At 33.8% G+C, this 13,848-nt stretch carries 16 protein-coding genes; 12 read left to right on the forward strand and 4 right to left on the reverse strand.

The window, feature by feature from the left end:
• The 3 genes from ubiE to SMGD1_RS10940 are packed head-to-tail and all read left to right on the forward strand — an operon-like array spanning position 1 to position 2,531.
• Complete coding sequence (gene ubiE / locus SMGD1_RS10930) at positions 1–726, forward strand: bifunctional demethylmenaquinone methyltransferase/2-methoxy-6-polyprenyl-1,4-benzoquinol methylase UbiE (RefSeq protein WP_008339299.1); 726 nt, start codon at positions 1–3, stop codon at positions 724–726.
• A gap of 21 nt (positions 727–747) precedes the next feature.
• Positions 748–1,935, forward strand: coding sequence for an exodeoxyribonuclease VII large subunit (gene xseA / locus SMGD1_RS10935; RefSeq protein ID WP_008339550.1), 1,188 nt, complete (start codon positions 748–750; stop codon positions 1,933–1,935).
• Positions 1,932–2,531 (forward strand): FmdE family protein, encoded by a 600-nt coding sequence (locus SMGD1_RS10940; RefSeq protein ID WP_008339239.1) that lies wholly within the window; start codon positions 1,932–1,934, stop codon positions 2,529–2,531. The genes xseA and SMGD1_RS10940 overlap by 4 nt, the downstream gene beginning before the upstream one ends.
• Before the next feature lie 10 nt (positions 2,532–2,541).
• On the opposite strand, the gene sppA is transcribed toward SMGD1_RS10940, so the two are convergent.
• The 4 genes from sppA to SMGD1_RS10960 all read right to left on the reverse strand — a co-directional run bounded on the left by sppA (position 2,542) and on the right by SMGD1_RS10960 (position 7,182).
• Complete coding sequence (gene sppA, locus SMGD1_RS10945) at positions 2,542–3,411, reverse strand: signal peptide peptidase SppA (RefSeq protein WP_008339397.1); 870 nt, start codon at positions 3,409–3,411, stop codon at positions 2,542–2,544.
• The gene (gene mqnF, locus SMGD1_RS10950) at positions 3,411–4,631 is read right to left on the reverse strand and encodes an aminofutalosine deaminase family hydrolase (RefSeq protein ID WP_008339226.1); all 1,221 of its coding nucleotides are present in this window, start codon (positions 4,629–4,631) and stop codon (positions 3,411–3,413) included. Before mqnF ends, sppA begins: the two co-directional genes overlap by 1 nt.
• A 68-nt stretch (positions 4,632–4,699) precedes the next feature.
• Positions 4,700–5,821 carry a glycosyltransferase family protein gene (locus tag SMGD1_RS10955; RefSeq protein WP_008339528.1) on the reverse strand — a complete coding sequence of 374 codons (1,122 nt, stop codon included), beginning with the start codon at positions 5,819–5,821 and terminating at the stop codon, positions 4,700–4,702.
• Positions 5,818–7,182 carry an FAD-dependent oxidoreductase gene (locus tag SMGD1_RS10960; RefSeq protein WP_008339360.1) on the reverse strand — a complete coding sequence of 455 codons (1,365 nt, stop codon included), beginning with the start codon at positions 7,180–7,182 and terminating at the stop codon, positions 5,818–5,820. Before SMGD1_RS10960 ends, SMGD1_RS10955 begins: the two co-directional genes overlap by 4 nt.
• Before the next feature lie 141 nt (positions 7,183–7,323).
• On the opposite strand from SMGD1_RS10960, the gene SMGD1_RS10965 reads away from it, so the two are divergent.
• The 9 genes from SMGD1_RS10965 (at position 7,324) to fliY (ending at position 13,847) form a co-directional block, all read left to right on the forward strand.
• Positions 7,324–7,659, forward strand: a complete 336-nt coding sequence (locus SMGD1_RS10965) for a hypothetical protein (protein WP_008339372.1) — start codon at positions 7,324–7,326, stop codon at positions 7,657–7,659.
• Positions 7,660–7,737: 78 nt separating this feature from the next.
• Positions 7,738–8,220, forward strand: a complete 483-nt coding sequence (gene aroQ / locus SMGD1_RS10970; RefSeq protein ID WP_008339575.1) for a type II 3-dehydroquinate dehydratase — start codon at positions 7,738–7,740, stop codon at positions 8,218–8,220.
• A 3-nt stretch (positions 8,221–8,223) separates the two neighbouring features.
• Positions 8,224–8,712 (forward strand): 2-amino-4-hydroxy-6-hydroxymethyldihydropteridine diphosphokinase, encoded by a 489-nt coding sequence (gene folK, locus SMGD1_RS10975; RefSeq protein ID WP_008339280.1) that lies wholly within the window; start codon positions 8,224–8,226, stop codon positions 8,710–8,712.
• Positions 8,709–9,980, forward strand: a complete 1,272-nt coding sequence (gene flhF / locus SMGD1_RS10980) for a flagellar biosynthesis GTPase FlhF (protein ID WP_008339276.1) — start codon at positions 8,709–8,711, stop codon at positions 9,978–9,980. The genes folK and flhF overlap by 4 nt, the downstream gene beginning before the upstream one ends.
• A complete protein-coding gene (locus tag SMGD1_RS10985) occupies positions 9,977–10,852 on the forward strand; it encodes a MinD/ParA family protein (protein WP_008339518.1) in 876 nt (291 codons plus the stop codon). The genes flhF and SMGD1_RS10985 overlap by 4 nt, the downstream gene beginning before the upstream one ends.
• Before the next feature lie 21 nt (positions 10,853–10,873).
• Positions 10,874–11,209, forward strand: a complete 336-nt coding sequence (locus tag SMGD1_RS10990) for a hypothetical protein (protein ID WP_008339254.1) — start codon at positions 10,874–10,876, stop codon at positions 11,207–11,209.
• On the forward strand, positions 11,206–11,889 hold the full coding sequence (locus SMGD1_RS10995; RefSeq protein ID WP_008339422.1) for an RNA polymerase sigma factor FliA: 684 nt from the start codon (positions 11,206–11,208) through the stop codon (positions 11,887–11,889). The genes SMGD1_RS10990 and SMGD1_RS10995 overlap by 4 nt, the downstream gene beginning before the upstream one ends.
• Before the next feature lies 1 nt (position 11,890).
• The gene (gene fliM / locus SMGD1_RS11000) at positions 11,891–12,988 is read left to right on the forward strand and encodes a flagellar motor switch protein FliM (protein ID WP_008339473.1); all 1,098 of its coding nucleotides are present in this window, start codon (positions 11,891–11,893) and stop codon (positions 12,986–12,988) included.
• Positions 12,981–13,847, forward strand: a complete 867-nt coding sequence (gene fliY, locus SMGD1_RS11005; protein ID WP_008339263.1) for a flagellar motor switch protein FliY — start codon at positions 12,981–12,983, stop codon at positions 13,845–13,847. The genes fliM and fliY overlap by 8 nt, the downstream gene beginning before the upstream one ends.
• Position 13,848 lies beyond the last annotated feature (1 nt).

Below are 13,848 nucleotides of genomic sequence, written 5' to 3' on the forward strand. Positions count from 1 at the left end.
ATGCAAAAACAAGAAACACAAAAACAAGAAAAAATTGTATCAATGTTTGATGATATCGCTCCAACGTATGACACTGCAAATCGTGTTATGAGTATGGGTGTAGATAAGAGCTGGAGACGTAAAGCTTGTGATTTAGCTTACAAATTTTATGCTAAAGATTCTGTTGATAAGATTGTTGATGTAGCTTGTGGAACCGGTGATATGATGGATTTCTGGCGTTCTCGCTCAGTTTCGTCAGGAGTAGCAGTAGGCGAGATTGTTGGAGTTGATCCATCTGTTGGTATGGTTAAGGTAGCTCGTAAGAAGTATCCTAAATTTAACTATCATATATCAAAAGCTACTGAGATTCCTCTTGAAGCTGGTAGTGCAGATTTTTTAAGTATTACTTATGGCATTAGAAATGTAGTTGAGAGAGAAAAGGCTTTAGTTGAGTTTAACAGAGTTCTTAAAAAAGATGGACTTGTTATAATTTTAGAGTTTATGAAAAATGAAAATCCGTCTCTACTTGGGCAGATAAGAGATTTTTATATGAATAAAATTTTACCTAAAGTAGGTGGGTTCATCTCTAAAAATTTAGAAGCTTATGAGTACTTGCCAAATTCTATAGAAGACTTTTCAACTGTAGAAAATATGCAAAAAGAGCTTGAAGCTGCTGGCTTTGAGATGCTTTATACTAAAAGCTTTTCAATGGATATCTCTACACTTTTAATAGCTAGAAAAAAATAATTTTTACATAAAGGTGAAGCTTTGAATGTTTTAAATGTTTCATCATTAAATGAGCAGATTCAAATTCTTTTAGAGAGTACTTTTTCTCGAGTTCTTGTCGAAGGAGAGCTCTCTAGAATTACATTCCACAACAGCGGTCATATATACTTCACATTAAAAGATTCAACTTCAACTCTTAAAGCTGTAATGTTCAAGGGAAATGCAACAAAACTAAAATTTCAGTTAAAAGAGGGTCTCAAAGTCATTTTAGATGGTGCTATTACTCTTTATAAACCTCGTGGTGAATATCAGATAAATTGTTTCTCAATAGAACCAGCAGGACATGGTACTTTGGCTTTGGCATACGAGCAACTGAAACAAAAGCTTGCATCTAAAGGATATTTTGAGCAAAGTATAAAAAAACAACTTCCAAAATTTCCTTCTAAAATTGCTCTGATAACTTCAGCAACTGGTGCAGCTCTGCAAGATATGCTCCGCGTTGCAAACAGTAGATATAGAGCTTTGGAGATAGATATCTATGATGTTTTAGTTCAAGGAGACAGTGCAGCATCTTCAATAGCGAATGCCATTATTGTAAGTGATACAAGAGAGTATGATTTTATAGTAATAGGTCGTGGTGGCGGAAGTATTGAAGATCTATGGGCCTTTAACGAAGAAATTGTTGCAGATGCTATTTTTAGAGCAAAGACCCCTATTGTTTCAGCTGTTGGACATGAGATAGATTGGCTTATAAGTGATTTTGTATCAGATTTAAGAGTACCGACTCCAAGTGCAGCGATGCAGATGTGTCTTCCTGATTCAAATGAACTGTATCAGACTCTTGATTCATTATCAGTTCAATATACACAAATAGTGTCTCAAAAAATACAGAGTTCCAAGCAGGAACTTACTCATATGTATAGCTTATATTCTAGCCATTCAATTCAGAGAAAGCTAGAGCAGAAGATGCAAGAAGTGAAAATATTAAAAGACTCTTTTTTCCATGCTATGTCAACAAAACTCAATGTTGCTCAAAGTCAAGTTTTAAATCTGCAAAAGATGATAGAATCCAACCATCCAAAGTTTAAAAGTAAAAAAGGCTTTGCACAAATATCACAAGACTCAAAGGTTATAGATATTTCTACTCTTAATGTTGGAGATGATTTTTTAGCACAGAGTGCTGAAGTCAGTATAAGTGCAAAAGTGATAAAAAAGGAAAATATATTATGAGTTATCCAGATTTTTTTGATGAAATAGAAGTTATAAAAGTTAAAGATCAACTTTCAGCTATTTTAGGTGCATTCTCAAATGGAGAATATGAATTTAACTATCTTGATGTAGTAAAATCAGCTGGACATAGTTGTCCAACTGTAGCAGGTGCTTATCTTATTACATTGGAGGCTCTTAAAGCTCTCTACCCAGGTGAAGTGGCAGTTCGTGGAAATATTAAAGTAGAGTTCAAAGAATCATTACAAGAAGGTGTTGCTGGTGTAATAAGCAATGTAGTTTCTCAAATAACAGGCGCTACTGATAAGAGTGGTTTTAAAGGATTAGCTGGAAAATTTGCAAGACACTCTCTAATGGATTTTGACTCAATGATAGACTCTTCTGCAAGGTTTACAAGAGTTGATACTGGTAAAAGTGTAGATGTTATTTACGATCCTTCATCTGTAATGCCAAATCCAAATATGCAGCAATTAATGCAAAAAATGATGGGTGGTTTGGCTCAACCAGTTGAGATTAAAGAGTTCGGTGAACTGTGGCAAGATAGAGTAAAAAGAATTTTTGAAAACACACAAAGTGTAATAAAAGTAATAGAGGTATAAAACCTCTTTACTATTTTAATATTAAAGCTGGAAAGTATGTGTGAAGAGTTAGAGCTGTAGAAGCTGTTAGTTTTTTCATTATCTTATCAAACTTGTCTTCTTTGTTCCAGATAGGATCATCTACCCCGCTGAGTAAAATAAGTTTCATCTTCGCATTGTGACTTACTCCAAGAGAATCTACTAATCCAACATCTTTAGCTTGCTGAGCAGTAAATATATGTGCATTAGCAAACTGATCTCTCTTTTTTATATCAAGCCCTCTTGCTTTTGCTACGTCTTGTGTAAACATATCATACGTGCCTTGGATAACCTTGTTTAGCTCATTTATCTCATAAGGCTCCCACTTTCTATCTGGTGTTCCAACCTGTTTATACTTACCTGCTTTTACACTTTGTGTAGATATCCCAATTTTATCCATTAATTCACTCATATCAGCACCTTGCATGATTACACCAATGCTTCCAACCATTGAACCTGGATTTGCAATGATTTCATTTGCCCAGATGCTGGCATAGTAACTACCGCTGGCAATAGTTCCTTTTGCATATGCAATGACTGGTTTTTTTGTTCTTAGTCTTTTAATAGCGTATGCTATTTCAATAGATGGTGCTACAGCTCCACCAGGAGAATCAACTACAAGTAAAACACCTTTTACATTATTGTTGGCTCCAGCTTTTTCAATCTGCTCTAAAATTTCTGATACTTCTATTATCGGTCCAACTAAATTAATCTGTTGAAGATTATTTTGAGTAAGATCTTGTTCACTTTCAGGAGCAAAAATCAAAACCAAAATTAGTACAAATACCATAGCTTTAAAATGGTTTTGGATAAAGCCCAGTGTTGTAGTTATAGGTGAAAATAGTCTTTTTAAAAATTGCATTAATTACCTTTTTCTTGTTTTCCGTTTATATAAACTTTAGATATATTATATCTATGTAATATTAAATGAATTGCTAACTCATCAGTCGGCTCTTTGTCTAAGTCTAATACAAGCATATCTGCATTTTTGCCTTCTGCAATTTCACCTGTATTAAGATTAAGTGCAGATGCGGCGTTGATTGTAACGCTGTTTATAAGTTTTTTGGCAAGTTCTAATAGTGGCATCTCAGAGTGCATAAATAGTGCACATTTCATCTCTTCAAAAAGATCTAGAGAATAGTTTGAACTTAGTCCATCAGTTGCACAAATCCAGTTGATGTTTTGTTTATCAAGAGCGTTTAAATCAAGAGCGCCATTGCCTAAAAGTCTATTTGAAATTGGGCAGTGGATAACTGTATGCTTATTTGAAGCAATAGTCTTTAACTCTTCTTCATTAGCTTTTACAACGTGAGTAAGTAGAGCATTTGAGCCGTTGAAATGCTCTAAAAATTCTTTAGAGTCACTGACAGCAGAGTTTTGTTTTAAGAGGTTTTCAAAGAAATCTTTAAAATCTCCATCACTAGAATCCAGCCAGTTCCTCTCAGCTTCACTTTCCATAAAATGCGCACTAAGTTTAAGCTTTTCATTTTTTACTATTCCAAGAGCTTTTTTTATTAAAATAGGGTGAACAGAATAGGGTGAGTGAATAGCAACTGCTGGATGAAAACCTTCTCTTGCAACGCTCTTTGAAGCATCTAGACGAGAAAGAAAATCACCAAAAAGTGCATCTGCCATAGTTGCCTGAGAACCAATTAATTCATTGAAAAAAACTACATTTTGTACAGCTTTTGCACATGCTTGAAGATCCATTCCATGTGAACTTATTGCTCCAAATGTTGTAATACCTGATTCAAGCATAGCATCAATTGCTTTACTCATGCATGTAGCGTCACATCCGCCTATGAGCTCTTCACGATTTTCAATGACGCTGTATAGCCAGTTCATAAAATCGCCATAACTAAGATTAGTTTTATTCGCACTAAACTCTATATGAACGTGAGCGTTAATGAGTCCAGGCATAAGAAGTGAGTTTTTTTCTAAAACAGCTACTTCTGCATCTGGATACTCTTTTTGTAACTCTTCAAGAGGAGCTATTTTTTGTATTGTTTTATCAAAAGCAACTGCTAAGTCTGTTAGCAGAGTGTTCGGTGTTAGTATATAGTTTGGTGATATTATTTGCATATTTTATCTTTATTGTTAAAGTTGCAAATTATATATAATAAGCCATGAAAAGCTTATTAAGAATCACTTTAAAGTGACTCTAACTCTTCATAAAGCTCTTTTGCCATAATTTTATAGTTTCTTTTGTGTGCGAGCAATTTTTCTTGTCCTGAATGTCCCATTTTGGCAATTTCTTCTTGTGACATATCTATAATTTTTTCAAGTTTAGCAACTATTTCGTCACTGTCAAAATTACAAAAGAGAGCATCTTTTTCACTGAAAAGTGTACGATTTTTTGCATTATCTGTCATAAGCGTAGGAATTGCACACGTGTAGTAGTCCATAACTTTTGCCGGTATTGCAGTAGAGTAGATAGGAATATTTGGCAATAGTGCAATGCCGACATCACAGTCATCAACTTGAGCAAACAACTCATTTAAATTATCCGCCTTAATAATACTTATTTTATCATTGATTGTTGGATATTTCTGTATTACAAATCTTGCATATTCTGAGTCAAGTGTAGAGATGTTTAGATGCCAATTATTTGAGTTTACTTTTGTAAAAGCAACTAATACTTCTTCAAATTGTCTAAGACTATCAAGAGTACCTACATAGATGAAATGACATTCATCTCCATCTGACTGGCGATGCGGAGTGATTCGTGCTGGGTCTAATCCTGCTGGTAATGGAAAACTTCTAACGCCTGTATCTGCATAAAAAGTATCTTCCATGTCTTTAGATGTTGGCATGAAAATATCACATTTTGATAGAAGGGTTTTCTTGGAAGATTTTTGAAAATAGTTTTTAACTGTATCTATAATTGTATTGCTGTTATTAGCTTTATGAGCCTCATAAATCTCTTCTTTTTTTGGAAAAGATAGTCTATACCCTACTTTATAACCATATTTTTCGCGACTTTGGAGAATATCTTTTAAAATATCAGGCTTGTTACGAACAAATACATAGTCGTATGAAGAGAGATCAACACCCTTGGAATCCATATAACAAGCAATCTCTTTTTTATACTGCTCTGGAACTACATAGTCTGTTCCTTTTGCTTGAAAGCTATTTTTGAATTTTGTAAAATATACAATATTTACATCATAATACTCTTTTAGATAGCCGTTAAAAAGTGGACCGATTGTACCATGCTCACTATACTCTTGCTGATCTGTAATATAAAGAAGTTTCTTTTTCGTTTTTGTCATATTTCATCCCCTTGTATTGTTTGCTCTTCTACTAGTTCATCATTGAAAAGTTGTTCGTCAAATTTAAATCCAAGATACTCACATATCGCCTCTACATCACGTACTGCATTGCCTAAACATGATGTTGCACCTGGAGAAGGTGTCATGTTGAAAATGATTCCTTCTCCAGTGTTTATAGAAGCTTCACCAAGCATAAGCTTTTGGTTTTTCTTGTCTAAGATTTGAGGTCTTACACCACCAAAACCCTTAGCGTATGATATATCTTCTTCACTCAGAGAAGGTACAATTTTTCTTGCATCTTGGAGAAAGAGTTTTTTATTGATAAACGGCACTTCAAACATGAAGTTTTTCAGTACATAGTTGCGAATATCAGAATCTTTTAGTAGGTCATAAAAGATTTTAATAACATTGTAATCAAGTCGAAGAGTTTTAAAGAAGTCTATATAAGTGCCTGGTTTAAAACGTTCTAGTTTTGGCAGCATTAGAGCTGTCGGTCCAAATCTTGTAAAGCCATTAACTAAAATATCTGGATCACCATGAAGAGCGGCAAATGGAAGCTTTGGATTTTGAACCATATATACTTTACCATTTAATATTTTACGGTTACCCATATAAAAACTTCCAGCCATTGGAAGACAACCAAAATCTAGTCCATGCCCCATTCTGTGTGCTAGATATAGACTATGCGCACCAGCATCTACAACAACAAAATCAGCAGTAAACTGACTCATAGTTGTTTGTATATGATAAGTGCTCCCAATCTTTTGAATATGCTTTACTTCATTATTAAAAAAGATGTCCGTTACTTTATCTTTTATCTTAAGAGTATTATCTATAAAAGTATCACTTAGAGCTTTAAAATCAACTGTAGTATATTCACCTTTTGCACCCATTCCAACAATATCTTCAGGACGCTCTTTCCCATCTTTGTCAAAAATGACAGCAGGTTCTATTTCGGCTAACTGCTCTTTAGTATAAAACTCCAAGTATGGATAGAGGGATTTAAACTCTTTGTAGCGGTTTTTAATGTAATCTACCTCTTCATAACCTACACCAAGAGCCATTTTTTGATGTGAAAAAATCACCTTGTTTTCATAACCGTACTGAAGACAGTACTTCTCAACCATCTTTGCTGTTCTTTTGACTTTTGCAGCTTTTTCTAGAGTATAGTTAGTCTCGATATCACCACAGTGAATTGTCTGAGAATTCGCAGATCCATTAGAGTTCAGTGAAGCTAAGGAGCCATATTTCTCAAGTAAACATATGTTTTTTATGTCTGTATAACGGCCTAGTTCATAAAAAAGAGCAGCGCCAGAGACACCGCCTCCAACAACTATTACATTATAATGATTCTGTGTCATATTTTCTTCTTTTTCAGGTTAATTTATTTGTTGTTATTATAAGATGCTACGATAATATTAATTTAAACATACTTAAATTTATAGATGGAAATATATTATATGATATAATCGAAAAAATAGATTTTTATTAAGGAGTTTATTATGGGTGAGTTTATAAAATTTGAGAATTTAGAAGAAGAACTTGTTGACTTGACAGATGTTCTTAAAAATAGTCTGCAAAGTGAAGTATTATCAATTAAAAAGCTTGTAAAGTCGTGTGATAAGTTCAAAAAGATATCTAAAACTATTTGTAATTTAGATGAAGCTGAGTATGTTATTTTTTCAAAATATATGACTAAACAATTCCATCAGTCTGAATCCTATATATTTGTAGATGCTACAGGTAAAAATGTGTGTAATGTATCTGGTCGAGATATTGACCTATATGACATGATAATGGATTGTGAAAATCTTGTCGAGAAAAAAGATCAGTATTGATCTTGTGTAACTCTTTTTAATATTACTTTTGATAGAATAGCTCCTTAAAAGTTTTAATATTTACAAAAAAGGTAAAAAATGAAAGTAGTAGTTATCCAAGGTCCAAACTTAAATATGCTTGGTGTTCGTGAACAACATATATATGGTCCAATGAAGTTAGAGCAAATCCATGCACAAATGAAAGAATTCGCAACTCAAAATAACATAGAAATAGAATTTTTTCAAAGTAACCTAGAGGGTGAAATAGTAGATAAAGTTCAAGAGTGTTATGGAGATGCGGATGGTATTATTATTAATGCTGCAGCATATACTCATACTTCAATAGCTATTAGAGACGCTATATCAGCAGTTGGTCTTCCTGCAATAGAAGTTCATATCAGTAATATTAACCGTCGTGAAGAATTTAGAAAAGAAAATATGATTGCTCCTGTTTGTACATCATCTGTTGTAGGTTTTGGCCCTTTTGGTTACCATCTAGCAATGATGGGAATGTTACAGATTATGAGTGAAATGCAAGCAGCTCAAGAGATGCAAAAGCAACAACAAGAAGCAGCTCAGTAAATCATGTATATAAAGCGTAGGCTTAATGAGAGTTTAACAACCTTTAAAGGCTTACACTTCGGGTCTAATCTTAGGTCCAAAAGTTTTCACAGATACAGAGTTACAGTTGGAATCGGTGGCAATGTTGGAGATGTTAAACGAAGGTTTGAACATCTCTTTACATTTTTTAAAAGAGATAAAAGAGTTGAACTCTTAGAAACCTCGTTGATTTTGAAAAATCCTCCATTTGGTTTTATGGGCCAAGATGATTTTTTAAATTCAATTATTATACTGCAAGTCAGCATGCAACCTTTTACTTTTTTGGATTACTTACATAGAGTAGAGAAAAAATTTGCTCGTAAGCGAAGTTTTGCAAATGCTCCAAGGACTTTAGATTTGGACATCATTTTTTTTGATAACAGATTTATGAAAACAAAGAGACTTACCGTGCCACATGCAAGTTGGTTTGAAAGAGAGAGTGTAATGATTCCCTTGATGGATATAAATAGATGAAGATACTTACATTTACAGGTCGCACACCTTCTGAAGCTCTAAAAAAAGCTAAGCTTGAAGTTGGCGATGATGGTATGCTTATTGAGACTCGTGAGATTCAGAAAAAAGCACTAGGTAGACAACCACTTTATGAGATAGTTATAGGAATAGATGGAAATGATGTTCATTCAACTTATCCAAATAAAATTAAGCCGCTACATGAACAAAAACCACTAAGACAAGAGAGTGCAGATGTGCTTTATGATATCTCAAGTGCAGCTGCACAGATATCTGAAATAGCAAATGTTAGAGATCCTCTTTATGGGTATAACACTTCAAAAGAACCGATTAAATCTTATGAGCCAAAAGAGTTAAAAGAGATAAAATCAGAAATAAATAAACTTGGTGACAAAGTAAAACTTATTCAAAATATGTTTTGGAATGAAAAAGCACCAGATTTAGAGAGTCAAATACCTTCAGAGTTTGCTGAGATATACAGACTGGCTTCTCAAAGTGGTATGGATAGAAATCATCTTGATGCTATTATGAGAATGACACTAGAGCATATGCCACTGAAAATGAGAGAAAACTCGTCAACAGTAAAAAGATATTTTCAAACACTTCTTAGAAAAATGATTCCAATCAGAAGAGAGAGTGTGCCAACACCAGGAACTAAAAAAGTCATTATGCTTGTTGGTCCTACTGGAGTTGGAAAAACAACTTCAATAGCTAAACTTGCAGCAAGGTATTCCTATCTGATGCAAAAGAGATATAAAGTTGGACTTGTTGTTTTAGATACATATCGTATTGGAGCAGTTGAACAACTTATGCAATATGCAAGAATGATGAAACTTGGAATTGAAACTGTTGTTGATCCTCCTGAATTTGCTACTGCACTAAACTCACTTAGATATTGTGACTATATCCTTATAGATACCATGGGTTCAAGTCCATATGATAAAAATAAAATAGAGAAGATTTATGAATGTCTAGAAGCAAATGATACAGAGTTCAATGTGGATGTTGTTTTAGTAATGCCAAGTTCAATAAAGTATGAAGATCTTAAAGCTACTTATGATAATTTTTCTACTTTAAATGTGGATACTGTAATGTTTACAAAACTTGATGAGACTATGGGGTTTGGAAATATTTTTTCACTCGCTTATGAGACTAAACGTCCTATAAGCTATTTCTCTGTAGGACAAGAAGTGCCAGAAGATTTAGTATGTGCAAGTAGTGATTTTTTAGTTGAGTGTTTATTAAATGGCTTTAATAGGAGCAAAGCATGATAGGACATCAGGCTGAAAAACTAGAAGAACTTGTCGCTTCAAACTCTCATAATAAGTCTAAAAAAACTAGATTTATAGCCATTACAAGTGGAAAAGGTGGAGTAGGTAAGAGTACAATTAGCTCTAATCTAGCTTATGTTCTATCTCAAAGTGGTCTAAATGTTGGTATCTTTGATGCGGATATTGGCTTGGCTAACTTGGATGTAATGTTTAATGTGAAGATTAAAAAAAATATCTTACATGTTCTAAAGGGCGAAGCAACTGTAAGTGATATATTAATTCCTATTACTAGAAACCTTATTTTGATTCCTGGAGAGAGCGGTGATGAAATACTAAAGTATGCAGATGCAGCACTATTTAAAAGATTTATGGAAGAGGCTCAAGTCCTTGATAAACTTGATGTCATGATAATAGATACCGGGGCTGGAATTGGTGAGCATATTCAGATGTTTTTAAATGCGGCTGATGATGTGATTGTAGTGACTGTACCAGATCCAGCAGCTATTACAGACGCGTATGCAACAATCAAAACTGTTGCCTTGCTTAGAAATGATATTGGTCTTATCATGAATCAAGTAAAAAATGAAAAAGAAGCTGAAGCTGTTTTTGAGAAGATTCGAAAAGTGGCATTAGCAAATATTGGTGAGAAATTAGACTTGCAGCTTATGGGTAAGATAAACAGTGACGTGAAAGTAAGTTCGTCAATTAAGCGCAGAGCACTCTTTAGTGTTTCATATCCAAATTCTCAGCCACACACTGATATAACGGCAATTGCAAGCAAGATAGCGAGTAGATTGGAACGAAATATGCTCGTTAGTCCAAATGAGAGTGGATTAACTGGGCTATTTAAACGCTTAATGGAACATTTTTAAGTATATTTTTGGGGTACATGGATGTTAGGTGAAAACTTTGTATATTTTTTTACAGTTCAGGGCTTTTTTGTCGGAATAATTTTTGGCGTGCTAAAGTCTTTTGATGCTGAAGGTTTACTTCTGTATACCTTTTTCATAACTACATTTTTTTACCTTTTTTCACATATAATAATTGCTATGTATTTTAGAACAATTACTGCAAAGTCTTATTTCTTTCCTAAAGAGGCACATGAAAGAGAATTAGATCTTTTTGTGAGAGAAATAAACAAGAGAGAAAAACTTATTGATTCTGTATATAAAATTACAGATGCCGCAATAAAAATGAACTCTCAAGAGATGCCAGGACAAAAAACATGATTTCTGCATATACGCAAGACATCAAGCACAAAGAAGATGAGCTGGCTATCCAGTACTTACCTGCTGTAAAAGCAATGGCATTTAGATTAAAAGAGAGACTCCCTAGCTCAATTGACTATATGGATTTATCAGCCATAGGAACAGAAGAATTAATAAAGTTGGCTAGAAGATATGATGAAAAATTAAATGATTCTTTTTGGGGATATGCAAAAAAAAGAGTTTATGGAGCAATGCTAGACTATCTAAGAAGTTTGGATATTTTATCTCGTGCTAGCAGAAAGCTAGTAAAAGCTATAGATTATGCTGTAGAAGAACACAGATTGACCCATGAAGAAGAGCCAACAGATGCAGAACTGGCACTAATATTAGGCGAGAGCGAAGAAAAAGTTCATGAAGCTAGAATTGCATCTACTATATATACCGTTATGCCACTGCATGATCAGCTACAAGTTGGTGATGAAGGTGCTGCGTTAGCCCTTATTGAAAAAGAAGAGCTTATTGCTGTTATAAAAAAAGTTCTATCTGGATACAATGAAAGGGAACAGTTGATAATTCAGTTTTACTACTTTGAAGAGTTGAATCTAAAAGAAATTAGTGAGATTTTAGATATTACTGAGTCTAGGATTTCACAGATTCATAAATCAGTTATTCACAAAATTAAAGAAAGTGTAGGGGCATAATATGGCAGATATACTTTCACAAGAAGAAATTGACGCACTACTCGACGTTGTTGAGGATGAGGGTGATGATATCTTAGAGAGCTCAGATGACAATATGCTCCCACAAAGACAAGTAACACTTTACGATTTTAAGAGACCAAATAGGGTTTCAAAAGAACAACTACGTGCATTTCGTGGTGTTCATGACAAAATGGCACGTTCATTAGCATCTCAGATATCTTCTATTATGCGTTCAATTGTTGAGATACAACTTCACTCAGTTGACCAGATGACTTACGGTGAGTTTCTTATGTCACTTCCAAATCCGACAAGTTTTAATGTTTTTTCTGTAAAACCTTTAGAAGGAAGTGGTGTAATAGAGATAAATCCATCTATAGCATTTCCTATGTTAGATCGTCTTTTAGGTGGAAAAGGTGAACCATTTGACGCAAGTAGAGAGTTTTCAGATATAGAATTAAGTCTATTTGAGACTATTTTACGTGTAATGATGAGTACATTAAAAGAGGCTTGGGGACCAGTAATGGAGATTTACCCAACAATAGAGTCAAAAGAATCAAGTCCTAATGTTGTTCAGATTGTTGCTCAAAATGAAATTGTTGTTATGGTTGTAATGGAGATTATTATTGGACATAGTTCTGGTATGATGAATATCTGCTATCCAGTTATATCTCTAGAGCCAATTCTTCCTAAGTTAGCAAGTAGAGATTTAATGCTAAATGAGACAAGCTCCAAGAAAAGCAGAAATACAGAATTACAAGTTTTACTTGGTGGTGCAAAAGTAAATGTAGAAGCTAACCTTGGAGATGCAGAACTTACGATGAGAGATGTCTTAGATTTACAAATTGGCGATGTTGTAAGGTTATCAAGTGCAGCAAATGACATAGTAACGGTTAGCATTGATGGCAAAGAAAGATTCCGTGGTCAGATTGGATTAAGAAGATTTAGAAAATCAATACAAATTTCTGAAATAATAGATACAGAAAAAGATGCTGTTAAACGTGCATTAGAGAATTTTGAAAACATGAGACATGAAAAAATCTCTGGAGTTAGAGATATAGTAAATGATGATAATAAAAATGAAGGGTCAATAGATGAATAATTTTATGAAACTATTTGAAGATGAAACAATTGGTACAGTAGAAGCCCTTGTAGGTCAAGCACCAAAACTGGAGATGAAAGAGGAACAAAATTTAAGCATTATTTCAAATATCATTCCTCCAATAGTACTTGCCAAACTGAGTGTAAGTGGAGATATTAATGCTACTGCCATGGTTGCCCTTACCCCAAATCTTGCAGCTTCACTTTCTGATATGATGATGGGCGAAGATGCAAGTGATAGAGATGATGTAAGTGATGATGATTTAGATGCCTCAAAAGAGATTATCTCAAACATTTTTGGTGCAATTAGCAACTCTCTTTCTGCACAAAAAGAGATACCTGTTTTATCTTTTAAAATTGATAGTATTGAGTTTGTTGGAGAGGATTCAGACGTAAGCCTTGAAGATTATAGTAAAATGTATGTATATAAATTTATGATTGGAGATCTTACCTCTCTTTTTATGTTTATATTAGATGAAAATCTTAATAATTCATTAGAAGGCAATACTAAAGACAATAGTCATGATAGTATGTCTCCGAGTATGTCTTCAGTGAGTAGTGACTATACATCTAATGTAAAACTAAGTGGTGAAGAAATGAATAATATCTCTCTTATTATGGATGTTAAACTTCCTGTTCGTGTAAGAATTGGTAAAAAGAAAATGCTTTTAAAAGATGTTCTTAATATGGATATAGGTTCTGTTATTGAGTTAAATCAGTTGGCAAATGATCCATTGGATATTTTGGTAGATAACCATGTTATAGCACAAGGAGAAGTTGTTATTGTGGATGGTAACTTCGGTGTTCAAATAACTTCTATCGGATCAAAAAGAGAGAGATTAACTCAACTCAAGGCATAAA

Origin of the sequence: Sulfurimonas gotlandica GD1, assembly GCF_000242915.1 — a bacterium.
GTDB lineage: Bacteria > Campylobacterota > Campylobacteria > Campylobacterales > Sulfurimonadaceae > Sulfurimonas > Sulfurimonas gotlandica.